Below are 26058 nucleotides of genomic sequence, written 5' to 3' on the forward strand. Positions count from 1 at the left end.
CTAAAAGTTTCGGTCGAGCATTTACGGGGGGTGAGAAAAAGTTCGTTTATTACTTCAGAAAAGTTACCTTCGCTATTACATCCGCGAAGAAATTATTCGCTATTGAAAGTGTAAGTTTACCAAGCTGCTGGCAGACGAATCCTGAACTGCGCCCCACCCAGCGCCGACTGCGCCACGGTCAGTGTCCCACCCTGCCCCTCGATGGCCCGCCGGCTGATCGCCAGCCCCAGGCCGAAGCCGCCGGTATTTCGGTCCCGGCTGCGGTCCAGGCGGTAGAACGGCTGGAAGATCCGTTCGCGCTCTTCGGCCGGGATGCCGATACCGTCGTCCTCGACCGTCAACAGGCAAGCACCGTCCTCTTCCAGGCGCAGGCACAGCAGCAGGCTCTGATCGCAATAGCGCATGCCATTGCGCACCAGGTTCTGCACGGCCCGGGCCGTCAGACGCGGGTCAAGCACAAAACGGGGCAAACCATCATCGGCGCGCACTTCCCAGCGGATGCCCCGGCTATCGAGCTCTTCGGCAAAGCCGCCGAGCACACTGTCGACCAATTCCAGCAACGACACCTCGACCCGCTCACGGGCCTGGTCGGCGTTGTACAGCCGGCTGTAGGACAGCAGTTCGAGTACCAGCTCATCCAGCTCGCGTACGTGCCCGACCAACTCCAGCAGGCGCTTGCGACTGGTGGGCGGCACTTCGTCAAACAACAGCACCAGGCCGAAGTCCAGGCGGGTGAGCGGTGTGCGCAGCTCATGGGACACGGCGTTGAGCAGCTCACGCTGCTGATTGACGTGGCGCTCCAAATCGCTGGCCATGGTGTCGAACACACCGGCCAGCTCACCGATGTTCGAATGCGGGGAAATATGCGTGCGCTCGGCCATCTGCCCCTGGCCCAGGCGCCTGGCCGTTTCCTTGAGGCGCTCGAGGTCGCGCCAGTGAGGCCACAGCCACAGCAGCAGGCAACCGAGCAGTGCGGCGCCGATCAGCACGGTCACACCCCAGGACAGCACGTTGATGTCCAGTGGGTCCGGTGGCGAGTGCAGGCTTACCAGCCAGCCCTCCTCCAGCGGCGCCAGCACCGTTTGGTAGTAACCCCAGTCGCCGATGCGCACCGCATACAAGCCCTGGGCCAGACGCGCCTGCTCCGGCGCGCTCAAGCTGGCCTGATCGGTACGCAACAGGCTCACCTGCAGCGGCGCGAACGCCTCGGCCAGGTCCTGTTCGACCGCCGGCCATTGCTCGCGCGGGGCCTGGCGGAACTGGCGCACGATCAGTGACTGCACGCCTTTGGCCTGGTCCAGGTTGTAGGCCATGAACCGGTCATGGAACAGGCCGACGATGGCGTCTGGAATCAACAACAGAGCACCGGCATAGGCGACGATGATCACCAGGTACAGGCGCACCAGAATCTTCAGCATGCTGCTTCAGCACTCCCATTCGACGCGACTGAACAGGTAACCCTTGCCCCACACGGTCTTGATCTTGCGCGCTTCGCCGGCACTGTCGTCGAACTTGCGCCGCAACTTGGAAATGGCCACGTCCACCGAACGGTCAGTGCCGTTGAACTCGATGCCGCGCAGTTGCTGAAGGATTCGGTCGCGGCTGAGCACCTCCCCGGCATTGCGCGCCAGCACCACCAGCAGGTTGTATTCACCGCTGGACAGTTCCACCTCTTCGCCGCGCCAACTGACCAGGCGCTCGGCCAGGTCGATGCGCAAGCCACCGACCAGGATCTGCTCGCTGTCCAGCCGTGGCTCATGGACGCTGCTGCGCCGTAGCAAGGTGCGCACCCGTGCCAGCAGCACCCGCGGCTCACACGGTTTGGTCACGTAGTCGTCGGCGCCCATCTCCAGCCCCAAGACCTGGTCGTGGCTGTCGTCGCGGGCCGTCAGCATCAGGATCGGCAGGCTTTGCGATTCGTGGCGCAGCAGGCGGCACACCTGCAGGCCGTCGATACCCGGGAGCATCAGGTCAAGGATGACCAGGTCGGGTTTATCTTGCCGCAGCGCGTCCAGCACATGGTCGCCCCGGGCGATCACCCGCACATGGAAGTCGTTGCGTTGCAGGTAGCTGGCGATCAATTCAGACAGGGCGCTGTCGTCTTCGACCAGAAGAATGTTTGGCATAGGGCTTGGTACGGGCTGAAGGAGGCCAATGAGGCATGTGCGGCAAGAATATAGAATCCCCACGAGTGCAGGATTTTTCTTCACACTTTTTCACACACGTCCTACAGGTATTAACAGGCACCCGCGCCCCGCCTGCCATAGCATACAGCCGGTCATCATCGGAAGATCCGTATGCCTATCATTCTTGTCCATCGCCTGCGCCCCGTGGCGCTCGTGGCGCTTCTGGCCCTGCTCCTAGCCGGCTGCAACGATACCGAAGAGCAGGCTACCCAGCCCCCGGTACCCCAGGTGCGGGTGCAAACCCTGCAGCTTGAACCTTTGGCCATCAGCACGGAGCTCAGTGGGCGCATGCGTGCCCCGCGTACCGCCGAAGTGCGCGCACGCGTGGCGGGCGTGGTGCTCAAGCGGGTCTACCGCGAGGGCAGCGACGTCAAGCAGGGCGACGTGCTGTTTCTGATCGACCCGGCACCGTTCAAGGCCGACCACGATAGCGCCCGCGCCGCACTGGCCAGGGCCCAGGCCAACCTGTACCAGGCCCGCCTGCAGGAGCAGCGCTACCGCGAACTGGTCGACGACAAGGCCGTCAGCCGCCAGGAGTACGACAACGCCCGCGCGGCCTTCCTTCAGGCCGACGCCGAAGTGGCCGCAGCCAAGGCTGCGCTGGAACGGGCGCGCCTGAACCTGGGTTACGCCACGGTTACCGCACCGATCTCCGGGCGCATCGGCCGCGCCTTGGTCACCGAAGGCGCACTGGTGGGGCAGAACGAGGCCACGCCCCTGGCGACCATCCAGCAGTTGGACCCGATCCACGCCGACGTCACCCAGTCGACCCGCGAGCTCAACGCCCTGCGCCGTGCGCTGCGCGCAGGCGAGTTGCAGCAGGCAGGCAAGGGAGAAGCAAGCGCCACGTTGATCCAGGATGACGGTACTGCCTACCCGCTGCCCGGCAAGCTGCTGTTCTCGGACATCAGCGTCGACCCAAGCACCAACCAGATCACCCTGCGCAGCGAGTTCCCCAACCCAAATCTGGACCTGCTGCCCGGCAGCTACGTGCGCGTGCGCCTGGAGCAGGCCGTGCAGCCCAAAGGCATCAGCGTGCCGCAGCGCGCCATCCTGCGCGATAGCGCGGGTGTGCCGAAAGTGCTGGTGGTCGACGCGCAGGCGCGCATCAGTGAACGCCAAGTGGTACTGGGCAACGCCCAAGGCGACCGCTGGATCATCAATGAAGGCCTGGCCGCCGGCGAACGTGTGGTGGTCGAGGGCCTGCAACATGTCAAGGCCGGTGACCAGGTCCAGGTCGACACGGCCCAGGGCAGCCAACCCATCACCCAGCACAACGGCCAGTGAGGGCCTGACCCATGCCGCAATTTTTCATCGACCGCCCGGTATTTGCCTGGGTGGTCGCGTTGTTCATCCTGCTGGCTGGCGCCCTGGCCATCCCGCAACTGCCGGTGGCCCAATACCCCAACGTGGCCCCGCCGCAGGTGGAAATCTATGCCGTGTACCCGGGGGCGTCCGCCGCCACCCTGGACGAGAGCGTGGTCAGCCTGATCGAGCAGGAGCTCAACGGCGCCGACAACCTGTTGTACTTCGAGTCGCAGAGCAGCCTGGGCAGCGCCACCATTACCGCCACCTTCGAGCCTGGGACCAACCCTGACCTGGCCCAGGTCGACGTGCAAAACCGCCTCAAGGTCGTGGAGTCTCGCTTGCCGCGCCCGGTGACCCAGCAGGGCCTGCAGGTGGAGAAAGTGTCCACCGGCTTTCTGCTGCTCGGCACCCTGACCTCTGAAGACGGCAGCCTCGATGAAACCGCCCTGTCGGACATCCTTGCGCGCAACGTGATGAACGAAGTTCGCCGCCTCAAGGGCGTCGGCAAAGCCCAGCTGTACGGCTCCGAGCGTGCCATGCGGATCTGGATCGACCCGGGCAAGCTGATCGGTTTCAGCCTCACGCCCAACGATGTGGCCAACGCCATCGCCGCCCAGAACGCCCAGGTGGCGCCCGGCAGCATCGGTGACCTGCCTGCCCGCAGCACCCAGGAGATCACCGCCAATGTGGTGGTCAAGGGCCAGCTGAGCACGCCGGAGGAGTTTGCCGCCATTGTGCTACGCGCCAACCCCGACGGCTCGACGGTGACCATCGGCGATGTGGCGCGGGTCGAGATCGGCGCCCAGGAATACCAGTACGGCACACGCCTGAACGGCAAGCCGGCCAGCGCCTTCAGCGTGCAGCTGGCGCCGGGCGCCAACGCCATGCAAACCGCCACCCTGGTGCGGGCGAAGATGCAGGAGCTGTCGGTGTATTTCCCGGAGGGGGTCCGGTACGACATCCCGTATGACACATCGCCGTTCGTCAAAGTCTCCATCCAGCAGGTCATCAGCACCCTGTTCGAAGCCATGCTGCTGGTGTTCGCCGTGATGTTCCTGTTCCTGCAGAACCTGCGCTGCACGCTGATCCCGACCCTGGTGGTGCCGGTGGCGCTGATGGGGACCTTCGCCGTGATGCTGGCGCTGGGCTTCTCGGTCAACGTGCTGACGCTGTTCGGCATGGTCCTGGCCATTGGCATCCTGGTCGACGATGCCATCGTGGTGGTGGAGAACGTGGAACGGATCATGGCCGAGGAAGGCCTGCCGCCGAAGGCCGCGACGCGCAAGGCGATGGGCCAGATCAGCGGCGCCATCATCGGCATCACCCTGGTGCTGGTGGCGGTGTTCCTGCCCATGGCCTTCATGAAAGGCTCTGTCGGGGTGATCTACCAGCAGTTCTCGCTGTCGATGGCGGTGTCGATCCTGTTCTCGGCGTTTCTGGCCCTGAGCCTGACCCCTGCCCTGTGCGCCACACTGCTCAAACCGGTGGCCAAGGGCGGCCACCATCAACGCAAGGGCTTCTTCGGCTGGTTCAACCGCAGTTTCGACCGCGTGAGCGACCGCTACCAGCGCTGGGTGGTGCACGCCCTCAAGCGCAGCGGGGGCTACCTGTTGGTGTATGGCCTGCTGCTGGCGGTGCTCGGCTACGGCTTCAGCCAGTTGCCCACGGCGTTTTTGCCCACTGAAGACCAGGGCTACACCATCACCGACATCCAGCTGCCACCAGGCGCCAGCCGCATGCGTACCGAGCAGGTAGCCGCGCAGATCGAGGCGCACAACGCCCAGGAGCCGGGCGTGGGCAACACCACGGTGATTCTCGGTTTCAGCTTCTCCGGCAGCGGGCAGAACGCGGCGCTGACCTTCACCACCCTGAAGGACTGGGCAGAACGCGGCGCCGACGACAGTGCCCAGGCAATTGCCGAGCGCGCCAGCGCTGCATTTTCCCGGATCCGCGACGCGGTCGCTTTCTCCGTGCTGCCGCCGCCTATCGACGGGCTGGGTGAGTCCACCGGTTTCGAGTTCCGCCTGCAGGACCGTGGGGGCATGGGCCATGCCGCACTGATGGCGGCACGTGACGAACTGCTGGCCGGCGCCGCGAGCAGCAAGATACTGGTGAACGTACGCGAGGCTTCGCTGGCCGAAAGCCCGCAGGTACAGCTGGAAATCGACCGCCGCCAGGCCAATGCATTGGGCATATCGTTCGCCGACATTGGCGCGGTGCTGGACACCGCCGTGGGCTCCAACTACGTCAACGACTTCCCTAACCAGGGCCGCATGCAGCGGGTGGTGGTGCAGGCCGAAGGCGACCAGCGCAGCCAGGTCGAGGACCTGCTGAAGATCCACGTACGCAACAGCAGCGGCAAGATGGTGCCCTTAGGCGCCTTCGTCCTGGCCAAATGGGTCAGTGGCCCGGTGCAGCTGACCCGTTACAACGGCTACCCGGCGGTGTCGATTTCCGGTGAGCCGGCAGCCGGCTATAGCTCGGGCGAAGCCATGGCCGAAGTCGAGCGCCTGGTGGCGCAGTTGCCGGCCGGTGCCGGCCTGGAATGGACCGGCCTGTCCTTGCAGGAGCGCCTGTCCGGCAGCCAGGCACCGCTGCTGATGGCGCTGTCACTGCTGGTGGTGTTCCTGTGCCTGGCGGCGCTGTACGAAAGCTGGTCGATCCCTACCGCCGTACTGCTGGTGGTACCGCTCGGCGTGCTCGGCGCAGTCCTGGCGGTGACCCTGCGCGGCATGCCCAACGATGTGTTCTTCAAGGTCGGTTTGATCACCCTGATCGGCTTGTCGGCGAAGAATGCCATCCTCATCATCGAGTTCGCCAAAGGCCTGGTGGACCAAGGCGTGGAACCCTTTGACGCCGCTGTGCAGGCCGCGCGCCTGCGCCTGCGGCCGATCGTGATGACCTCGCTGGCGTTCATCCTCGGCGTGGTGCCACTGGCCATCGCCACTGGCGCCAGCTCGGCGAGCCAGCAGGCGATTGGCACCGGGGTGATCGGCGGGATGCTCAGCGCCACATTGGCCGTGGTGTTCGTGCCGGTGTTCTTCGTGGTGGTGATGCGCCTGGCTCGCACCCGTCATGAAACGCCCGGGGCTAAGGTGGCAAGTGGCGACAATACGTGAGACCAGTGGGGCTGCATCGCCAGCCCCCTTGGCCACCGCTGCACTGGGCGGCGCAAGCAGCTATTGACGGTTCGGATCCTGTTCCGCCACGGCGTCTTTCAACTTTTTACCAGCCTTGAATTTGACAACGGGGGCTGCCTTGATGTCGATCTCTTGCCCCGTCCTTGGGTCACGCCCCTTGCGCCCTGAACGTAGATCGCGTTTGAAAGTGCCAAACCCAATCAGCTTGATCTCCCCGTCTTTTTTCAATGACTTATTAAACGCTTCGATCATGGCGTGGACAACTTTGCCAGCTTGGGCCTTGGTAAGGTCAGTTTTATCTGCTACTTGGGCAATCAATACAGTTTTATTCATGTCCTTGCTCCTTGGCGTACGGAATGGGCCTGTGCATTTCCTGCCACTGATGACCATTGAATGAAGATCGCCCTGTCAGCACAACTGGCAAATATGCCAGGTGGCGCTTACCGGTCAGCCTGGACAATTGCACTGCAGCGTGGGAGGGTGCGCTGGCCTATCTTCAGGAACCAGACCAATGACCGAACCCCTGCCGCCCTTCACCACGTTGATCCTTGCCGGTGGCCGTGGCCAGCGCATGGGTGGCCGTGACAAGGGGCTGGTGCGTTGGCGTGGCGAGCCGCTGGTGGCGCATGTGCAGCGGGTGGTGCGCCCCCTTAGTGACGATGTGGTGATCTCCTGCAATCGCAACCACAACCTTTATCGCCCGTTCGCCGACCAGTTGGTGTGCGATGCACAAGCAGACTTCCCCGGCCCGTTGGCCGGGGTGATTGCCGGCCTGACGGCGGCCAGGCATGCGTGGGTGGTGGTGCTGGCGTGCGATGCACCGCTGATCGACCGCCGCCTGATCGAAGACCTGGTGCAGTTGGCAGTGGCCAATGACAGTGCGGCCATGGTGCGTCAGGGCGGGTATTGGCAACCGATGTTCAGCGTGCTGCCGCGCAGCGTGCTGCCGCTGCTGGAGCAGGCCTGGGCGGCGGGTGAACGGAGTTTGCAGAAGGCCCTGTTGCTGGCGCCGCTGCAGGCCCTGGAATGCCCCGAGGGCGACCCGCGCTTGAACAATTTCAACAGCCCTGACCTGTTGCAGGGGTGAGCCATTAGCCGACTGCACCAGCCCTGTCACCGGCAGCCGGCTAGTGCAGCATCGTTGATCCGGGCGTCGATTGCTTTGATGGCGCCGCCCTGCAAATGATCATCCCCAATCCCCCAACCCTGGGGAACACAACCCACCGAAAACACCTCAGCAAACCGCCACATCCAAGCTGGAAGCCAGAGAATACGTGGCCTTGAGCTTGTTTCAAACTTTTGGCACGGCTGTTGCCGATCTCCTGTCAGACGCCCCAAGTCCATGGGCCCGTTTGCAGGAGAAAATGACTCATGCACCGACCGATACCCACTCCGCTGGCAGTGGCGATTTTCGCCAGCATGCTCCAGCTCCCGGCTCAAGCAGCGCTGTACGCTGTCGACCCCGGGCCCTATGACCCCGCCAATGGCAATTTCGCCGCCTGGTATCAGGATACCCACGGGCGAACCCTTGACCTGTGCCTGACCAAGACCGTCAGCTCACGTGTCGCCGGCGCCCCTGGTGCACCGGCATACATGTGTACGCTGCTGCCGACCCCGGGTGTATTCGACGACACCCAGCCCATCGTGTTTCCCAGCAACTTCCCCGACGAAGCCTTCTGGTTCACCGCCGACGCCGCCATCGTCGATGCCGCCCGCGGCATCGACCTGAGCTACGGCACGGCAATCGAAGCGGCGTTCGCCGCCGAGGAGCCGGTCGAAGGCGACCAGGTCAGCTTCGCCCGGGTCCGTATCCGCGTCGATGTGCCGACCGCCGGCACCTACATCGTCACGCACCCCTACGGCGTGGACGTGTTCGACGTGCCCGCCGCCGGCGATCGGGCGATCAATATGACCCGCGACATCGGCATCGCCGGCGCTGGTGATTTCAGCGGCGCGCTCAAAGGTGACGTGGGGCCGTTCCTGCGCAGCGTCAACGGCCCCTACACCGAAGGCAGCGAGCGCTTCATCGGCGACCCGAACCTGGAGGAGCCCGTCACCGGCAGCCCGTACAACACCAACTACGTACGTATCGAGGGCCCCGGCGGCATCGACCTGCGCACCGAGCTGTTCTCGATCTCCGGCAAGCTCTCCGACGTTGCCCGGCCAACCCCGGTGATGCCACTGCGCAGCACCTACTCGCGGCATACCGAGGATGGCGACCTGCGTGCCCAGCAGGATGTGTTCGTCATGGCCCCGCCGCCACCGGCTACCGTCACCCTGACCAGCCAGACGCCAAACCTGAGCCTGACCGAAGCCAACAGTACCGGCGCCTGGTATGCCCAGTCCGTCCTCAACCCGCTGTTGCCGACTTCGCTGACTCTGACCGCTGACAACAGTGTGGCGATCCCCACCAGCAGCCTGGCCACCGTCAATCTGCCGCTGACCGATCTGGTGACCATCACCCGTGCCGAATTCAGCCTGGCCAGCGGCCAGTTGACCCTGGTGGCCAGCTCCAGTGACGAGACCAGCCCCCCAGTCCTCACCGCCCACACCGGTAACGGCGCGCTGATCGGCGACCTGGCGGGCAGTGGTGCAGTGAAAACGCTGAGCACCTCGCTCTCCCCCATCCCTCCGGCCACGGTGCAGGTCACCAGTGCCAACGGCGGTAGCGACAGCGAAGACGTGGTGCTGGTGCCATGAACAGACAAAGGCTCCGCCTTCAAGGAGGCAGCATGAACACTTGGCAACGCCGTGCGCTGTTGGCCGCCGGTTTCTCCCTCACTGTGACCAGCGCGGCGTGGGCCGCACTGTCGGAGGTAGACCCGGGCCCCTACACCTTTGCCACCGGTGGTTACCCGATGTGGTACAAGGACGCCGACAACCTGTCCCTGGAGCTGTGCCAGTCGCGCGCTACCAGCACGCGGGCCCCGGGTGCGCCGGGCGCACCCGCTTACATGTGTACCCTGTTGCCTGAACCGGGTGTCTACGACGACGCGTTGCCCCTGGTGTTCCCCGACAACTGGCCCCCAGAGATGTTCTGGTTCCTGGCTGAAACCTCGATCCCGCAGGTTGGCAACAGTGGCTATGAGCTGGAAGTCTACGTCGCAGGCCTGGAAGCCGCTTTCGCGGCGGAAAACCCGGTAGACGGTGACCAGCAAAGCTTTGCCCGTATCCGCATCCGCGCCTCGGTCCCGACTACCGGCACCTATGTCATCACCCACCCATACGGTGTAGAGACGGTCAACGTGACCGCCGCCGGTCGGCGGGCGATCAACATTACCCGCGACATCGGTATCGGCGCCCCGGGGGTCTTCAGCGGAGCGCTCAATGGCAACCTCGGGCCGTGGCTGCGCGGCGTCGGTGGCCCTTATACCGAAGTCAACCCGGACACCGGGGCCAGCGAAACCTTCATCGGCGACCCGAACCTCACCGAGGCCGTCACCGGTAGCCCGTTCAACACCAACTTCGTACGCATCCAAGGGCCGGCGGGGACCATCCAGACCAACGTGTTCACCGTATCGGGCAAGGTACTTGACCAGCGTGCGCAAACGCCGGTCACCCTGGAGCGCGCCACCTATTCGCGCAACGGTGCCGGCACCCGGATCGAAGTCTTCGCCAAGGCGCCGAACGACGCTGATGTGTGCATGCGCAACGGCCTGGCCTTGGTCGGAACGCCGCCCTCGCCCTGCCAGTTCAGCCTGCTTGCGGATAACAACGGGCTGTTCTTCACCCAGCAATTGAGCCAGATCGCGCCGCCGCCAGTGGTGGTGGTGACCGGCAGCACGGCTACCGGTGGCACACGCCCCACTTCGCTGTCGAGCAAGCTGACAGACGTGGTGAAAGTGGACACTGCGCGCTACGACTGGACCAACAAGCGCCTGGTGATCGAAGCGCGCTCCAGCGACGAGGTGGTAGTCCCGGATCTGGTTGCCCAAGGCTATGGCCGCCTGTCCAAATCCGGCACCCTGCAGAACCTGACCGTCAACGACCTCAGCCAGCCGCCAGCCACTGTCACCATCAAGTCCGCCCATGGCGGCAGCGATGTGGAACCGGTGATCGTGGTCGGCAATGCGCCCGTCGAAGCCGAAAACCAGGCACCGCTGGCCCAGGCCGATACCGGCAGTACCAGCGTCGGTGTGCCGCTGACCCTCAACCTGTTGCAGAACGACAGCGACCCGGACGGTGACGTGCCGCTGACCATCAGCGACCTGACCCAACCAGGTACCGGCCTTGGCGGTGTCGTGCTCAACGGCACCACGTCGGTCACCTACACCCCGCCGGCCGGCGCCACGCAACCCCTGGTCGCCACCTTCAGCTATCAGGCGATGGATGCCAAGGGCCTGAAGTCCACCCCGGCCACCGTGACCGTGAACGTGGCGCCGAACCAGCCGCCAACCGTGGCCGCCCAGACCGTCGCGACACTGGGCGTGCCCCTGAGCATCAACGTACTGGCAGGCGCCGCCGACCCGGAAGGCAACGCGCCACTGGTCGTGGACAACGTCACGCAACCCGCTGCCGGCCGCGGAACGGTCAGTACCGACGGCAGCACGGTGACCTACACGCCACCGGCGACGGTCACCGCGGCGTTCACCACCACCTTCACCTACCAGGTGCGTGACTCGCTCGGTGCGCTGTCCAACCCCGGCACCGTCACCGTCAACGTGTCGCCACGCCCGGCCGCTGAAACCTTCGCGGTCACCGCGGCAACGGTCACGGCGCGCTCCAATAACCGCTTCAACTGGGACATCAGCGGTACCTCGTCGGTGACCACCGGCAACACCGTCACCGTGCGCGTGAGCACCACCACGGGTGAGCAGGTCCTCGGCACCGTCACGGTACCGGTGACCGGACGCTGGCGCCTCGCAGTGGGCAACAGCACCACGGCGATCCCGACTGCCGCGCCTACGGCAACCGTAACCAGCAGCCAAGGCACCACACGCACAGTCAACGTCGTTGTGCGCTAAGGCCAGGAGAACGTCATGAAACGCGTGCACCCACTGCTGCTGTGCCTCGCCCTCGCCGGCCAGATTCAGGCCGATGATCTGATGGACAACGCCGACCTCGCTGCCGGCAGCGACCTCGGTGACCCGGTGATCATCCGCCTGTTACCGGCAGGTGCCGGGCAAATGGCAGTGATCGAGCAGCTGGGGTCGGGCAACCGCGCCGCCCTCGACCAGAACGGCCAGGCCCTGCTGGGCCGCATCGTTCAGGCCGGGGGCGCGCAGGAAGCCTACATCCTGCAAGAAGGTAGTGACCTGATGGCCAGCATCAGCCAACAGGGAAATGGCAACAGCGCGTCGATCCGCCAGAGCGGCACCAGCAACAACGCCAGCATCGAGCAGATCGGTAACGACAACAGCGCCAGCATCGTCCAAGCCGGCTCGGGGCTGAGCAGTTCCGTGACCCAGGCCGGCAATGGCCAGCATGTTCAGATCACTCAATACCGATAGACCTGGAGGCACCACCATGTTCAAGCTTGCTCCCCTAAGTGCCGCTATCCTCCTGGCCGTGGCCGGCCAGGTCATGGCGGATGACAGCACCTCGACCCAGTCGCAGACCGGCAACCAGAACATCGCCGAAGTCAGCCAGACCGTCGCGCCTTTCGCCGCAGCCACCCAGACCCAGACCGGCAAAGGCCACAACCACCTGGCGGTGCAGGACACCAGCACCAGCTACATCGACCAGACCGCCAGTGGCTCGTACAACGCCGCCTACGGCGAGCAATTGTTCGAAAATGGCAGCCAGATCACCCAGCAAGCCGAGGGCACCTACAACGACGCCTTCGCCAGCCAGTCGTTGGGTGAAAACAACCAGGCGCTGCAGATGCAACAAGGCGCCGAGAACCGCTCGACCGTGTGGCAGGACACCCAGTTGGGCAGCCAGGCAACCACCCAGCAAAGCGGCCAACGCAACGAAGCCTACGTCGAACAGCTGTTCGGCGGCAGCAACAACAAAAGCCTGGTGAACCAAAACGGCCAGGACAACTATGCCGCTGCCGAACACCTGACGCACAACGACGGCAATATCGAAATCTACCAGCAAGGCAAGCAGAACTGGGCCTATGGCGACCAGCGCGACGGCACTGGCGGCTTCATCGGCATCGACCAGAACGGCACGGGCAACTCGGTGGAAGTCTGGCAGGACACTCAAGTCGGCAGCCAGGCCACCGTCAACCAGAATGGCCAGCTCAACGAAGGCTATATCGACCAGAGCCTGGGCCAGGACAACACTGCCAGCCTCTATCAACAAGGCAAGTCCAACGCCAGCTGGTCCGATCAGTTCGAGACCACCAACTCGACCACCAGCATTTCCCAGTCCGGCACCAGCAACCTGCACTACACCTACCAGACCGGCGACAACCAGAGCCTGACCGTGACCACTCAAGGCACCGGCAACAAGGTCATGGCCAGCAACTGGAAAGGCGAGAAACTGGGTGGGCAGTTCGGCAGCGACCAGACCGCCGTGATCAACCAGAAAGGCACGGAAAACACCGTCAACCTGACCCAGAACGGTAGCCTGCAACTGGCCACCCTCGGCCAGAAAGGTACCAACAACTCGATGGAAACCAAGCAGGCCGACAGTAACAACGAGCTGTACTTCGAGCAGAACGGCACCGACAACATCCTGATCGCAGACCAGCGCGGTATGGACAACTATGCCACCGGCGACACCACCGGCACCGGCAACACCATCAACCTGGACCAGTCCGGCTACGCCAACCAGAGCTTCACCACCCAGCTCTACGGCAGCGGCAACAGCGCAACCATCAAGCAGGCCGACACCGCCAACGTCGCCTACGTGACACAGGGCGGCGCCGGCAACACGGCGTTGGTCGACCAAAGCGGCGCCAACCAGGCCGCCACCATCACCCAGATGGGCAACGGCAACATGGCCACCGCCACCCAGCGCTAAACAGCTCCCCCTTGAACCGCAGCGCTTCTCTCCCTGGCGTTGCGGTTCCTTTTTTTGTGCTGCACAACCCAGTCGGAGCGCCAGGCACTCGCGCGGCAGATAATTTTGGATGCCGATTAGCTGAACCTTTTATGCACTTTTCACTACCTGATCTAGACTTTTCGCAACAATTGAGCAAGTTCAAGCCTGCGACAATCAGACTCAGAACATAATGTACCAACTTGTTAATTAGCTTGCTAAGGGCTTAAACTGCGCACATTCCACCTGCTGAGATCCCTGGCATGAACGAAACACCGCGCGCCTCTGGCGTCACAAACATCATCCTGGTCGGCTTGGGCGTGATCATCGCCCTGCTCGGCCTCCTCCTGGCTGCCGGCGGCGTCAAGCTCGCGGGCCTTGGCGGCTCCTGGTACTTCCTGATCGGCGGCCTGGCCATGGCCATCGCCGGTGTACTCATTGCCCGGCGCAAGAAAGCCGGTGCCTGGCTGTACGCTGTCTTCCTGGTCGGCACCGCACTGTGGGCGCTGATCGATGCCGGCCTGGTGTTCTGGCCGCTGTTCTCGCGCCTGTTCATGTTCGGTGCGATCGGCCTGGTGGTGGCGCTCGTCTACCCACAGCTGGTACGTGCCAATGGCGGTAGCACCGGCCGTGGTGCCTACGGCATCGCCGGCGTGCTGGCCGTGGTGCTGGTGATCGCTGTGGGCAACATGTTCGTTGCCCATCCAAGCGTCGCACCCACCGGCAAAGGCCCGGGCATGACCCCGGTCGAAGCCGGCAAGGAGCAAAAGGACTGGGCCCACTATGGCAATACCGAAGGTGGCAGCCGCTTCGCTGCACTGGACCAGATCAACCGCGACAACGTCGACAAGCTCAAGGTCGCCTGGACCTACCGCACCGGTGACGTCGCCGTGAGCGACGGCAACGGTGCCGAAGACCAGCTGACCCCCTTGCAGGTTGGCAACAAGGTGTTCATCTGCACCCCGCACAACAACCTGATCGCCCTGGATGCCGACACCGGCAAAGAGCTGTGGAAGAACGAGATCAACGCCCAGTCCAAGGTCTGGCAACGTTGCCGTGGCCTGGCCTACTTCGACGCCACCGCGCCGCTCGCCCAGCCGACCCAGCCAAACAGCTCGCCGATCACCGTCGGTAGCGTCCCGGCTGGCGCCAACTGCCAGCGCCGCCTGCTGACCAACACCATCGACGGCCGACTGATCGCGGTCGACGCCGACACCGGTGAGTTCTGCCAAGGCTTCGGCAACAACGGCCAGGTCAACCTCATGGCTGGCCTGGGTGACGTGCCGGACTCCTACTACCAGCTGTCGTCCGCTCCGCTGATGGCCGGTACCACCGTGGTGGTAGGCGGCCGTGTCGCCGACAACGTCCAGACCGACATGCCAGGTGGCGTGATCCGTGGTTTCGACGTGTTCACCGGCGCCATGCGCTGGGCGTTCGACCCGGGCAACCCGCAAGACCGCAACGCGCCGGCTGACGGCAGCACCTATGTGCGCAGCACTCCGAACAGTTGGGCACCGATGTCCTACGACCCGGCGATGAACACCGTGTTCCTGCCGATGGGTTCGTCGTCCACCGACATCTACGGTGTCGAGCGCAGCAAGCTGGACCACACCTACGGCGCTTCGGTGCTGGCCCTGGACGCCACCACCGGTAACGAGAAGTGGGTGTTCCAGACCGTGCACAACGACCTGTGGGACTTCGACCTGCCGATGCAACCCAGCCTGATCGACTTCACCAAGGACGACGGCAAGTCGGTGCCGGCGGTGGTGATCGGCACCAAGGCCGGCCAGATCTACGTGCTCGACCGCGCCACCGGCAAGCCGCTGACCCAGGTTGATGAAGTTCCGGTCAAGCCGAGCAACATCCCGAACGAACCTTACTCCCCAACCCAGCCAAAATCGGTTGGCATGCCGCAGATCGGCGCGCAGACCCTGACCGAGTCGGACATGTGGGGCGCGACGCCTTATGACCAGCTGCTGTGCCGCATCGACTTCAAGAAGATGCGTTACGACGGCCTGTACACCGCGCCGGGCACCGACCTGTCGCTGAGCTTCCCCGGTTCGCTGGGTGGCATGAACTGGGGCAGCATTTCCACCGATCCGGTCCATGGTTTCATCTTCGTCAACGACATGCGCCTGGGCCTGTGGATCCAGATGATCCCGTCGCAGAACAAAGGCGCGGCCGCTGGCGGTGGTGAAGCGCTGAACACCGGCATGGGCGCCGTACCGCTCAAGGGCACCCCTTATGCGGTGAACAAGAACCGCTTCCTGTCGGTTGCCGGTATCCCTTGCCAGGCGCCACCGTTCGGCACCCTGACCGCCATCGACATGAAGACCCGCCAGGTGGCCTGGCAGGTACCGGTAGGCACCGTTGAAGATACCGGCCCGCTGGGTATCCGCATGCACCTGCCGATCAAGATCGGCCTGCCGACCCTGGGCGGCACCCTGTCGACCCAAGGCGGCCTGGTATTCATCGCCGGCACCCAGGACTTCTACCTGCGCGCCTACGACAGCAGCAACGGTAACGAGATCTGGAAGGCCCGCCTGCCAGTCGGCAGCCAGGGTGGCCCGATGACCTATGTCTCGCCCAAGACTGGCAAGCAGTACGTGGTGGTCACTGCCGGTGGCGCCCGTCAGTCGACTGACCGTGGCGACTACGTGATTTCCTACGCCCTGCCGTAATCCGCGTCGCCTTCATCGCCGGCAAGCCGGCTGCCCCAGGTTCGTCGCAAGCGCCTGGGGCAGCCGGCTTGCGGGTGATGAGCCCCTGAAAGATCAATTCGAGACCCAGCAATGCCATCCGCTATTCGCATCACCTCCCCCCTTCTGCTGGCCCTGGCCAGCACCGCCGCCCTGGCCGACGGCGACCTGCTGACCCGCAGCACCATGACCGGAGACTGGGGCGGCCTGCGCCACCAGCTTGAAGAAGGCGGCATCAAGGTCACTGGCGACTACAGCGGTGAGACCGCGTACAACGCCCACGGTGGCCTGCACCGCTCGGCGCGCTATTCGCAGAACCTCAAGTTCGGCGTGCAGTTCGACCTGTCGAAACTGTATGGCCTGGACAACGGCGGCAAGGTCCAGCTGACCATCAACGACCGTCGCGGCAACAGCGCCTCGGAAGACTTGGTGGGCAACCGTCTGCCGATCCAGGAAAACTACGGTGGCCTGTACACTCGCCTGACCGAGCTGAGCTACGAACGCACCCTGTTCACCCCGGCGCTCAACGTCAAGCTCGGCTACATGGCCATGGGCAACGACCTCGGCGGCCTGGACAGTGGCATCCTGTGCAACTTCATGAACGCCGGCTTCTGCGGCCACCCGCTGAACATGTCCGGTGGCAGCGGCTGGGCCAACTACCCCAACGCCCACCTGGGCGTGCGTGTGAAGTACGACCTGTCGCCGACGTGGCAGTTGCGCGTGGCGGCGTTCAACGTCGACCCCGAAAGCAATGGCAACTCCAGCCGCGCCTGGCACCTGGGGCCCAAGCACACCACAGGCACCGTGGTGCCGGTCGAGCTGATCTACAAGCTGCAGGGTGAACTGCCGGGTGAATACAAGCTGGGCTACTACTACGACAGCTCTGACGTCAAACGCATTGGCAGCGACGACGAGGTGTCCGGCCGTGGCGGCCATTATCTGCTGATCGACCAGGCAGTGTGGAACGATGCCGGTTTGCCGGGCCGCAGCCTGCATGCCTTCGGCCAGTACTCGGCGTCGAGCAAGGCAGCCTCGCCATTCACCAAGTGGTATGGCGCCGGTGTGGTGCTGTACAAGCCGTTCGAAGGCCGCCCGCGTGACACCGTGGCGCTGGGTTATGGCCGCGCCGTGCCGAACCCGCGCAGCCGTGACGTACTGGAAGATGCCGCCTTCGATGCCGGGCAACAGTTCCCCGACATCGACAGCGCCGAGCAGTTGATCGAACTGAGCTATGGCTACCAGGCGACGCCGTGGCTGAACCTGCGTCCGGATGTGCAATACATCATCGAACCGGGTGCTTTCTCCGGGCAGGACATCGACAACGCGCTGGTGGTGGGCCTGCAGGTCAAAGCGACCTTCTGACCGCCCGGGGGCCGCTGTACGGCCCCTTTTTCAATCCTGCCTGAGGTAATCCACCAGCCTCGACAGCATCGCATCACACCCCTGCAACTGTTCGACACTGACGAACTCGTCCGGTTTGTGCCCCTGTTCCATGCTCCCCGGGCCACACACCACGGTGGGGATGCCTGCCTGATCGAACAACCCGCCTTCGGTCCCGAACGCCACCGTGCCGAACTCATCCGAGCCACTGAGCAAGGCGACCAACCGCGCGGCCTCACTGTCGGCAGGCGTGGCCAGCCCCGGGTACGCACTCAACGGCTCCAGGCGAATGGCACTGGCGGCGCTCACGGTGCGCATGCGTGGCAACAGTTCGGCCTCGGCATAGGCCTGCAACTGATCGGCCACCGTCTGCGCTTCGAAGCCTGGCAAGGCGCGCACCTCGAAGTCGAAGGCACATTCCTCGGGCACGATATTCAGCGCCCTACCGCCCTTGATGGTGCCTGTCTGTACCGTCGAGAACGGCGGGTCAAAGCGCTTGTCGTGCTGTTCGGGCAGCGCCAGCGCGTCACCGATCTCGCCCAGTTTGCCGATCAACCTGGCGGCATACTCGATGGCATTCACCCCATAGGGTGCATAGGCCGAATGGCACGCCGCGCCGTGCACCTGGCAGCGCATGGCCAGCTTGCCTTTGTGGCCGAGCACCGGTTTGAGCTCGGTCGGCTCGCCAATCAGGCAAAGCCGCGGCTTGTCAGGCCGCTGTTCGAGCGCCGCGAGCATCGAGCGCACCCCCAGGCAACCCACTTCCTCGTCATAGGAAAACGCCAGGTGCACCGGCATGCGCAGCGGCTTTGCAACGAATGCGGGCACCGCCGCCAACACCGAGGCAATGAAACCCTTCATGTCCGCGGTACCACGGCCATACAGGCGCCCATCGCGTTCACTCAAGGCAAACGGTTCGACCGTCCAGGCCTGGCCATCCACCGGCACGACATCGGTATGCCCGGACAGCACCACGCCGCCAACAGCAGCCGGGCCGATGGTGGCGAACAGGTTGGCCTTGGTGCCTTCAGGGTTATGGAACAGTTCGCTGGCCACGCCCTGTTCGGCCAGGTAATCGCGGATGAAACCGATCAACTGCAGGTTGGAATCGCGGCTGACCGTGGCATAGCCGATCAGCCGGGCCAACAGCGCGCGGCTGCTGAACTCACTCATCACCCGGCACCCCATAGCTCGGTGCAGTGGTGGGGTTCAGCGCGCGGGTAACGTAGTCCTGCATCTGCGGGCGGTACGCCTGCCACAAACCCTCGAGCACGCCGATCGGGTCTTCATCGGCCCAGTCCACGCGCAGGTCCACCAGCGGCCAGGTCAGCTCGCCGGCGATCTTCAGCGCCGCCGAGTGCACCGGGCCTGCCTCGCCCCCTGCCGCCATTGCCGCATGCATGGCCGCCAGCAGGCGATCGGCCAAGTGCCCGCCGGCCTGTTCGAAGGCTTGCACCATGGCTTCGATCACTTGTACCGACGACAACAGGTTGCCAGCCGCCGCGCATTGCTCACCGGCCACCGCATTGTGCACACCCAACGCCTGCTTGCCGGTAAACAGCGCCACCTGGCCATTACTGTCGATCACCGTGACCTGGCGGTACTCGCTCCAGCCATTGGCGCTGAGCACCCGGTCCAGCGCTGCAGCAGGCGGCAGCTGGCCCTGCTCCAAGGCATCGAGGAGCTGCGGACCAAGCGCCGGCAAGGTGATGTTCTGGGTGGCAACGGCACCGACGCCTGCACGTACCCAAGGGCAACGCGCCCCTACGGCGATGCTCGACGAACTGATGGCGATACCGACCTGGCCGGTTTCCTGGCAGCGTCCGATGATGGAGAAGGTCATGTAGTGGCTCCTGTTGTTCTGGGCGATTGCAGGCATTCTGGGCAGAACCTTTTAGTGAGCGAAACCACCTTTTTCCTGTGCCTTGAGCAGGAAAAAACTAAGGCCGTGCACAGCCCTGCACACCCGCCTGAAAACCCTCGCCAACTCCGCTGTAGCCCTTGCGCATCAAGGCCTTCGCCGTTTTATCGGCAAGTACTCGTTAAATACTAATTTCGCGATTTTCCGTGCATCCCTAGTCTGGCCCCAGGTAACGGCGGTCCTCCAAACCGACCTGACAAAAACCGCCTGAACAAGGGCTCGGACATGACAATGAACACAATCGAAATCGACACCCTCGTCGTCGGCGCCGGCCAGGCCGGCGTGGCCATGAGCGAACATTTGAGCAAGCTCGGCGTGCCGCACCTGGTGCTGGAGCGCAAGCGTATCGCCGAGGCCTGGCGCACTGGCCGCTGGGATTCGCTGGTCGCCAATGGCCCGGTCTGGCACGACCGCTTCCCTGGCCTTGAATTCAACCTGGACCCCGACGCCTTCGCCGGCAAGGACCAGGTTGCCGACTACTTCGAGCAATACGTGCGCAAGTACAACCTGCCGGTGCGCACCGGCATCGAAGTGAAGAAGGTGGTGCGCAATGCCGACCGCCCAGGCTTCACCGTCGAGACCAATGAGGGGGTGATTCACGCCAACCGTGTGGTGGCTGCCACCGGCCCGTTCCAGCGCCCGGTCATCCCGGCCATCGCGCCCAAGGACGAGCACCTGCACCAGATCCACTCCGCCGCCTATTTCAACCCCGAGCAACTGCCTGAAGGCGCCGTGCTGGTGGTAGGTGCCGGCTCTTCCGGCGTGCAGATCGCCGAAGAGCTGATGCGCGCCGGGCGCCAGGTGTACCTGTCGGTCGGCGCCCACGATCGCCCGCCACGGGCGTATCGCAACCGTGACTTCTGCTGGTGGCTGGGCGTGCTGGGCGAATGGGATGCGGAAATCGCCAAGCCGGGCCGCGAGCACGTGACCATCGCCGTCAGCGGCGCCCGGGGCGGCCACACCGTAGACTTCCGCGCCCTCGCACATCAGGGCATGACCCTGGTCGGCCTGACCCAATCGTTCGACAACGGTGTGGCACGCTTCCAGGAAACCCTGGCCGACAACATCCGCCGAGGCGACGAAAACTACCTGGCCCTGCTGGACGCTGCCGATGCCTACATCGAACGCAACGGCCTGGACCTGCCGCCAGAGCCTGAAGCACGCAAGCGCCTGCCGGACCCGGATTGCATCAGCAACCCGCTGCTGGCGTTGGACCTGGCCAAAGCCAATGTCACCAGCATCATCTGGGCCACCGGCTACGGCGTGGACTTCAGCTGGCTGCAGGTCGACACCTTCGACGCCAACGGCAAGCCCCAGCACCAGCGCGGCGTGTCCCGTGAACCGGGCGTGTACTTCCTCGGCCTGCCGTGGCTGTCGCGCCGTGGTTCCTCGTTCATCTGGGGCGTCTGGCACGATGCCAAGCACGTCGCCGGGCACATCGCCACCCAGCGCACTTACCTGGCCTACCGCGACCGCGAACAGCGTGAAGCGGATGAGCAGCAACCTACCTCGATCAGCAACGTCAGCACCCTCGGAGCCCACTGATGCCTACCCATACCCGCATCCGCATGTTCAACACCAAGGCCACTTACCCTAACCAGACCCTGGACAACGACTTGTGCCAAGCCGTGCGCGCCGGCAACACCATCTATGTGCGCGGCCAGGTCGGTACCGATTTCGAGGGCCGCCTGGTAGGCCTGGGCGACCCTCGGGCGCAGGCTGAACAAGCGATGAAAAACGTCAAGCAACTGCTTGAAGAAGCAGGCTCCGACCTGTCGCACATCGTCAAGACCACCACCTACATCACCGACCCGCGCTTCCGTGAGCCGGTGTACAAAGAAGTGGGCAAGTGGCTCAAGGGCGTGTTCCCGATTTCCACCGGGCTGGTCGTGGCGGGCTTGGCGCAGCCTGAATGGCTGATGGAAATCGATGTGATCGCGGTAGTGCCGGATCAGGCTTGACCGAGTGAGGTGGCTGGGGCGCGCCGCGCCCCGGTCAGCTACATCCTGCCCAGTTCCTCGCGGCAAAACTCCACGAACAATTGCGCCGGTTTGGTCAGCTGCACCCGCTTCAACCGCGCCGCTGCCAGCCCCGACAGCGCCACCGGCTCGACGATGTCCACCGTCACCAGCTTCTGCCCGTCATAGGTGCATTCAGAATGCGGCCGGGTCACCAGCAGCGAAAACCCGAACCCCTGCCCCACCATTCCCCGCACCATCTCGATCGACGGCGAACTGAAGACAATGTTCGGCGTCAGGCCCATCTCGTTGAACAGGCTGACGAAGTAGGTTCGGCTCGGTGCCACATCCAGCAGGATCATCGGCTCCGGGCACAAGTCACGCAGTGACACCTGCGACTGGCCGGCAAAGCGGTGTTTTTCCGGCAGTAGCACGTAGGGCTTCTGAGGGGGCATCAGCGGCTCAGCCTCGATGGTGCCATCCAGGTCATGATCGTAGAGGAACGCCAGGTCGAAGGTACCCGCCGTCAGGCCTTGGATCAGTTCCTGCTGCTCGCCGTCGCGCAGGCGGATATCGACCCCCGGGTAGCGTTCGCGAAACCCGGCGATCAGGCGCGGCAGGTACAACGGGGCCACGGTTTCGAAGCAGCCGATGTCGATCTGCCCGGCCACCGTATCGTTATCGGCCAGCGCGTTCTGCTCGAACTCATGGGCCATCTGCAGCAATGATTTGGTCTTGGCGTAGAAGCGTTTGCCACTGGGGGTGAGCGAAACGCCTTGGGCGTGGTGGCGGATGAACAGCTGTACACCAAAGCTTTCCTCCAGGCTCTTGATCGCTGTGGAGATGGACGGCTGGGCGATGTACAGCTGGCGCGAGGCCTCGGCGACGCTGCCGGCCTCGACAGTGGTGACGAAGTATTTGAGTTGTCGCAGGGTATAGGAAGCCACAGGCACCTCTCTGGCGCCGGTGGGGGCGCCTTTGGAATTATCCTGCCACTTTACCGCGCCGCCGCAGCCAAGGGCGCCCCGAGGGTGAAGGATTTGCCTATGCCTTGAACATATTCTCGCTCTGCCACGCCCGGCTGCAAAACGTCTTTACTGAAGGGTGAACAGCCACAGGAACGGTGTGAGCCTATGAAAATCGTTGTCACCAGCATCCTCGTCGACGACCAGGCCAAGGCATTGGCGTTCTACCATTACGTACTGGGGTTCGAGCCCAAGGACGACATCCCCATGGGCCAGCACCGCTGGCTCACCCTCACTTCACCCAACGAGCCCAACGGTGTTCAGCTGCTCCTGGAACCCGATGCCCACCCTGCGGCCAAGTCCTACAAGGCCGCACTGCGCCAGGACGGTATTCCGGCAGCCTCGTTCGGCGTGCGCAACATTCAGGCCGAGTACACGCGCCTGTGCAAGGCCGGGGTGAGGTTCACCAAACAACCCACCGACCTGGGCCCGGTCACCATCGCGGTGTTCGACGATACCTGCGGCAACCTGATCCAGATCGCTCAAAAGCATTGACCGTGGGCAATGGCAGGCCAAGCTGCCATTGGCTACAGTTGCCGCTATTCCCGGTGCGCCAGAACAAGGAAAACCCATGCGCCACGAATTCAGCGAAGTACTCAACGACCTGGTCGATTATTTCCTGGTCGGGGACATTCAGTTGCTTGACCGCTTCAAGCATGACAACGACCTGCCTGATGACCTGGCCAGCGAATTCACCCACACCGACAGCGGCGACAGGGCGGTGAGCGAAGGCATCGTCATACCCATGGCCGGGATCGACAACCTGCCCTACCACATCATCTTCACCCTGGAGGGTGATACCCCCGCCTTGCTCGAGCCCGGCAGCCGACTGAAACATCGGCGTGGCGGTTATGTGCTGCAGGTCGAAAACCGTGCGGTGATGGTCTACACCTGGCGCATCCTCCAGCACTTCACCAACAAGACGCTCGGCGACCTGCTGGCCCGCTACCAAGTGCCGGGGCGGCCGATCATCGAGCTGGACAATGGCTGGTACGACGTCGAGGTGCTGGGCGGCGCCGTGGTGCGCGACGGGCTGTACGAACCGGCATTCGAGTTCGTGCTGAGCAAACGCTTGAGCCGTGGCCAGGCCCAGAACGTGGATCTGGGCTATGCCTTCAGCCTGCGTGGGTATTTCGACTGATTGTGTTCAGTGACCGCCCCATCACCGGCCAGCCGGCGATGGGGCTTGAAAGCGCTGCAGCAGGTCACGTGATATCCCGGTCCTTGGTCTCTGGCAGGAAGAAAATCCCCAGCACCGCTGTCATCACCGCGATCACGATCGGGTACCACAGCCCGTAGTAGATATCACCGGTGGCTGCCACCATGGCGAATGCCACGGTAGGAAGGAAACCACCGAACCAGCCGTTGCCGATGTGGTACGGCAGCGACATCGAGGTGTAGCGGATACGCGCCGGGAACAGCTCCACCAGCCATGCCGCGATCGGCCCATAGACCATGGTCACGTAAATCACCAGAATGGTCAGTAGCAACAGCACCATCGGGTAGTGGATCTTCGCAGGGTCGGCCTTCTCGGGGTAACCCGCCTGCTTCAAGGCGCCCGTCAGGTTTGCGGTAAACGCGTCGCTTTGTGCCTTCAGGTCAGCCGCCGCCAGGCTGCTGCCATCGAAGCTCGGGATCACCCGCTCACCGATACGGATCTGCGCCACGCTGCCCGGCTCGGCCGCTTCGTTGGTGTACGGGATCGCTCGCTTGGCCAGCAGGCTCTTGGCAATGTCGCAGGAGCTGGTGAATTTGGCCTTGCCCACCGGGTCGAACTGGAACGCGCATTGATTCGGGTCGGCCATGACGACCACGGGGTTCTGCTCCTGGGCGACGAACACGTCAGGGTTGCCGTATTCGGTCAACGCTTTGAAGATCGGGAAGTAGGTCAAGGCGGCAATGATGCAGCCTGCCATGATGATCTTCTTGCGCCCGATGCGGTCGGACAGGCTGCCGAAGAAAATGAAGAACGGCGTGCCGATCAGCAACGAGCCAGCGATCAGCAGGTTGGCGGTCTGCGGGTCGATCTTCAGCGTCTGCAGGAGGAAGAACAGCGCATAGAACTGCCCCGTGTACCACACCACGGCCTGGCCGGCAGTGCCGCCGAGCAGTGACATGAGCACCACCTTGAGGTTGTCCCAGCGGGCGAAGGATTCGGTCAGCGGCGCTTTCGAAGCTTTGCCTTCGGCCTTCATCTTCATGAACACCGGCGACTCATTGAGCTGCATGCGGATATAGACCGAAATCGCCAGCAGCAGGATCGACAGCAAAAACGGGATGCGCCAGCCCCAGGCTTCGAAGGCCTCAGTGCCCAAGGCCGTGCGGCAGGCGAGAATCACCAGCAACGACAGGAACAGGCCCAGCGTTGCAGTGGTCTGGATCCACGAGGTGAAGAAGCCACGCCGGCCTTTGGGCGCGTGCTCGGCCACATACGTGGCCGCCCCACCGTACTCGCCACCCAACGCCAGGCCCTGCAACAAGCGCAGGGCGATCAGAATGATCGGCGCTGCCACTCCGATCGTGGCGTAGCTGGGCAACAGCCCGACGATCGCAGTGGACAGGCCCATGATGACGATGGTGATCAGGAACGTGTGCTTGCGCCCGATCATGTCGCCCAGGCGGCCGAACACAATGGCACCGAACGGTCGCACCGCAAAGCCGGCGGCAAAGGCAAGCAAGGCGAAAATGAAGGAGGTGGTTTCATTGACCCCGGCAAAGAAGTGCTTGGCGATGATCGCCGCCAGTGAGCCATAGAGGTAGAAGTCGTACCATTCGAACACGGTACCCAAGGAGGACGCGAAGATGACCTTGCGCTCTTCCTTGGTGATGCCGCGTTGGGGCGCGCTACTGCCCGTGGATGCGCTGTCGAGAACCGCCATGTGTTGCCTCCGGATTGTGGTTGTCGCAGGCCGGAGTACCTCACACCCATTTCACCGTCGCACCCAGGCCTCAGGGGCTTGCTTTGGTTGCGAAGCACGACGAGGCTGACCGCCTCGGATCGCAGCAAGGTATTTCAAGCATAATCGGCTTTGCCGGGATATCCACTTTGCCAGTATTGGCGAATTCCGTTTACTTCAAACCCGACCCGGCACCGGGCCTTTGAGCTCGACCTGGTTGCCATCGGGATCGTAGCAATACAGCGATAACCCTTCGCCTTCGGCGCCATAGCGCACCTGGGCAGGCTCGACTGCAACGCCTGCCGCTTGCAGGTAAGCGGTCAACGCTTGTTCATCGAATGGCGCTATACGCAAGCAGAAATGGTGCAGGTTACGCCCTTCTGCTCCCGGTGCAGCGCCACCAGGGCGGCCAAGCGGGCCATCGAGGGTGACCAGATCGATCATGGCCGTACCGGTTGCCAAATGGACCATCCCCAGGTCTTCGCGCTCCCGGCTGACCGTGCAGCCCAACAGGTCACGGTAGAAGGCCACGCTACGCTGCAGGTCGCTGACGCGCAGCACCAGGTGGTCGATGTGCTGGATGGCGAAGGGTCTCATGCCGGCGCTCCTTGAGG

21 protein-coding genes are annotated in these 26058 nt (G+C 63.8%); 13 read left to right on the top strand and 8 right to left on the bottom strand.

Going from position 1 to position 26058, the window contains the following annotated elements; translation table 11 throughout:
• Nucleotides 1–116 precede the first annotated feature (116 nt).
• Together ACIPZC_RS09695 and ACIPZC_RS09700 are read right to left on the bottom strand one after the other, a co-directional pair.
• A complete protein-coding gene (locus ACIPZC_RS09695) occupies nucleotides 117–1418 on the bottom strand; it encodes an ATP-binding protein (RefSeq protein ID WP_400626489.1) in 1302 nt (433 codons plus the stop codon).
• 6 nt (nucleotides 1419–1424) lie between these two features.
• Nucleotides 1425–2126, bottom strand: a complete 702-nt coding sequence (locus ACIPZC_RS09700) for a response regulator transcription factor (protein WP_241803706.1) — start codon at nucleotides 2124–2126, stop codon at nucleotides 1425–1427.
• A 171-nt stretch (nucleotides 2127–2297) separates the two neighbouring features.
• Here ACIPZC_RS09700 and ACIPZC_RS09705 point away from each other — a divergent pair, with 171 nt between their 5' ends.
• Nucleotides 2298–3473, top strand: a complete 1176-nt coding sequence (locus tag ACIPZC_RS09705; protein WP_400626492.1) for an efflux RND transporter periplasmic adaptor subunit — start codon at nucleotides 2298–2300, stop codon at nucleotides 3471–3473.
• An 11-nt stretch (nucleotides 3474–3484) separates the two neighbouring features.
• On the top strand, nucleotides 3485–6613 hold the full coding sequence (locus tag ACIPZC_RS09710; protein WP_400626494.1) for a multidrug efflux RND transporter permease subunit: 3129 nt from the start codon (nucleotides 3485–3487) through the stop codon (nucleotides 6611–6613).
• Between the two features lie 60 nt (nucleotides 6614–6673).
• On the opposite strand, the gene ACIPZC_RS09715 is transcribed toward ACIPZC_RS09710, so the two are convergent.
• Nucleotides 6674–6967: an HU family DNA-binding protein gene (locus tag ACIPZC_RS09715; protein WP_400626495.1), complete on the bottom strand. Its 294-nt coding sequence runs from the start codon at nucleotides 6965–6967 to the stop codon at nucleotides 6674–6676.
• A gap of 178 nt (nucleotides 6968–7145) precedes the next feature.
• On the opposite strand from ACIPZC_RS09715, the gene mobA reads away from it, so the two are divergent.
• The 7 genes from mobA (at nucleotide 7146) to ACIPZC_RS09750 (ending at nucleotide 17625) form a co-directional block, all read left to right on the top strand.
• Entirely contained in the window at nucleotides 7146–7721 is a 576-nt protein-coding gene (mobA, locus tag ACIPZC_RS09720) for a molybdenum cofactor guanylyltransferase MobA (protein ID WP_400626496.1), read from the top strand.
• Nucleotides 7722–8005: 284 nt separating this feature from the next.
• Nucleotides 8006–9334 (top strand): hypothetical protein, encoded by a 1329-nt coding sequence (locus tag ACIPZC_RS09725; protein ID WP_241803712.1) that lies wholly within the window; start codon nucleotides 8006–8008, stop codon nucleotides 9332–9334.
• A gap of 32 nt (nucleotides 9335–9366) precedes the next feature.
• A complete protein-coding gene (locus tag ACIPZC_RS09730) occupies nucleotides 9367–11598 on the top strand; it encodes an Ig-like domain-containing protein (protein WP_400626498.1) in 2232 nt (743 codons plus the stop codon).
• Nucleotides 11599–11613: 15 nt separating this feature from the next.
• Nucleotides 11614–12084, top strand: a complete 471-nt coding sequence (locus tag ACIPZC_RS09735; RefSeq protein ID WP_400626500.1) for a curlin — start codon at nucleotides 11614–11616, stop codon at nucleotides 12082–12084.
• A gap of 16 nt (nucleotides 12085–12100) precedes the next feature.
• Complete coding sequence (locus ACIPZC_RS09740; protein WP_400626502.1) at nucleotides 12101–13546, top strand: curlin; 1446 nt, start codon at nucleotides 12101–12103, stop codon at nucleotides 13544–13546.
• 281 nt (nucleotides 13547–13827) lie between these two features.
• A complete protein-coding gene (locus ACIPZC_RS09745) occupies nucleotides 13828–16245 on the top strand; it encodes a glucose/quinate/shikimate family membrane-bound PQQ-dependent dehydrogenase (RefSeq protein ID WP_400626504.1) in 2418 nt (805 codons plus the stop codon).
• 111 nt (nucleotides 16246–16356) lie between these two features.
• A complete protein-coding gene (locus ACIPZC_RS09750; RefSeq protein ID WP_400626506.1) occupies nucleotides 16357–17625 on the top strand; it encodes a carbohydrate porin in 1269 nt (422 codons plus the stop codon).
• A gap of 30 nt (nucleotides 17626–17655) precedes the next feature.
• Here the strand turns inward: ACIPZC_RS09750 and argE are convergent, their stop codons facing one another.
• The gene (argE, locus tag ACIPZC_RS09755) at nucleotides 17656–18816 is read right to left on the bottom strand and encodes an acetylornithine deacetylase (protein ID WP_400626508.1); all 1161 of its coding nucleotides are present in this window, start codon (nucleotides 18814–18816) and stop codon (nucleotides 17656–17658) included.
• Entirely contained in the window at nucleotides 18809–19486 is a 678-nt protein-coding gene (locus ACIPZC_RS09760) for a DUF1028 domain-containing protein (RefSeq protein ID WP_400626510.1), read from the bottom strand. Before ACIPZC_RS09760 ends, argE begins: the two co-directional genes overlap by 8 nt.
• A 303-nt stretch (nucleotides 19487–19789) precedes the next feature.
• Between ACIPZC_RS09760 and ACIPZC_RS09765 the strand changes: the two genes are divergently transcribed.
• Together ACIPZC_RS09765 and ACIPZC_RS09770 are read left to right on the top strand one after the other, a co-directional pair.
• Nucleotides 19790–21109 carry a flavin-containing monooxygenase gene (locus tag ACIPZC_RS09765; RefSeq protein ID WP_400626512.1) on the top strand — a complete coding sequence of 440 codons (1320 nt, stop codon included), beginning with the start codon at nucleotides 19790–19792 and terminating at the stop codon, nucleotides 21107–21109.
• Nucleotides 21109–21525 carry a RidA family protein gene (locus ACIPZC_RS09770; protein ID WP_241803728.1) on the top strand — a complete coding sequence of 139 codons (417 nt, stop codon included), beginning with the start codon at nucleotides 21109–21111 and terminating at the stop codon, nucleotides 21523–21525. The genes ACIPZC_RS09765 and ACIPZC_RS09770 overlap by 1 nt, the downstream gene beginning before the upstream one ends.
• 38 nt (nucleotides 21526–21563) lie before the next feature.
• Here the strand turns inward: ACIPZC_RS09770 and ACIPZC_RS09775 are convergent, their stop codons facing one another.
• A complete protein-coding gene (locus ACIPZC_RS09775) occupies nucleotides 21564–22469 on the bottom strand; it encodes a LysR family transcriptional regulator (RefSeq protein WP_241803729.1) in 906 nt (301 codons plus the stop codon).
• Nucleotides 22470–22655: 186 nt separating this feature from the next.
• Between ACIPZC_RS09775 and ACIPZC_RS09780 the strand changes: the two genes are divergently transcribed.
• Both ACIPZC_RS09780 and ACIPZC_RS09785 read left to right on the top strand, forming a co-directional pair.
• Complete coding sequence (locus ACIPZC_RS09780) at nucleotides 22656–23042, top strand: VOC family protein (protein ID WP_400626515.1); 387 nt, start codon at nucleotides 22656–22658, stop codon at nucleotides 23040–23042.
• Between the two features lie 76 nt (nucleotides 23043–23118).
• Nucleotides 23119–23688: a hypothetical protein gene (locus ACIPZC_RS09785; RefSeq protein ID WP_241803731.1), complete on the top strand. Its 570-nt coding sequence runs from the start codon at nucleotides 23119–23121 to the stop codon at nucleotides 23686–23688.
• Between the two features lie 64 nt (nucleotides 23689–23752).
• Here ACIPZC_RS09785 and ACIPZC_RS09790 read toward each other — a convergent pair whose 3' ends face one another.
• Nucleotides 23753–25426, bottom strand: a complete 1674-nt coding sequence (locus ACIPZC_RS09790; protein ID WP_400626517.1) for an MFS transporter — start codon at nucleotides 25424–25426, stop codon at nucleotides 23753–23755.
• A gap of 195 nt (nucleotides 25427–25621) precedes the next feature.
• Nucleotides 25622–26041: a VOC family protein gene (locus ACIPZC_RS09795; protein WP_349975684.1), complete on the bottom strand. Its 420-nt coding sequence runs from the start codon at nucleotides 26039–26041 to the stop codon at nucleotides 25622–25624.
• Between the last annotated feature and the right edge of the window lie 17 nt (nucleotides 26042–26058).

This window comes from Pseudomonas sp. NPDC089743 (assembly GCF_044748785.1).
Classification (GTDB): domain Bacteria; phylum Pseudomonadota; class Gammaproteobacteria; order Pseudomonadales; family Pseudomonadaceae; genus Aquipseudomonas; species Aquipseudomonas putida_X.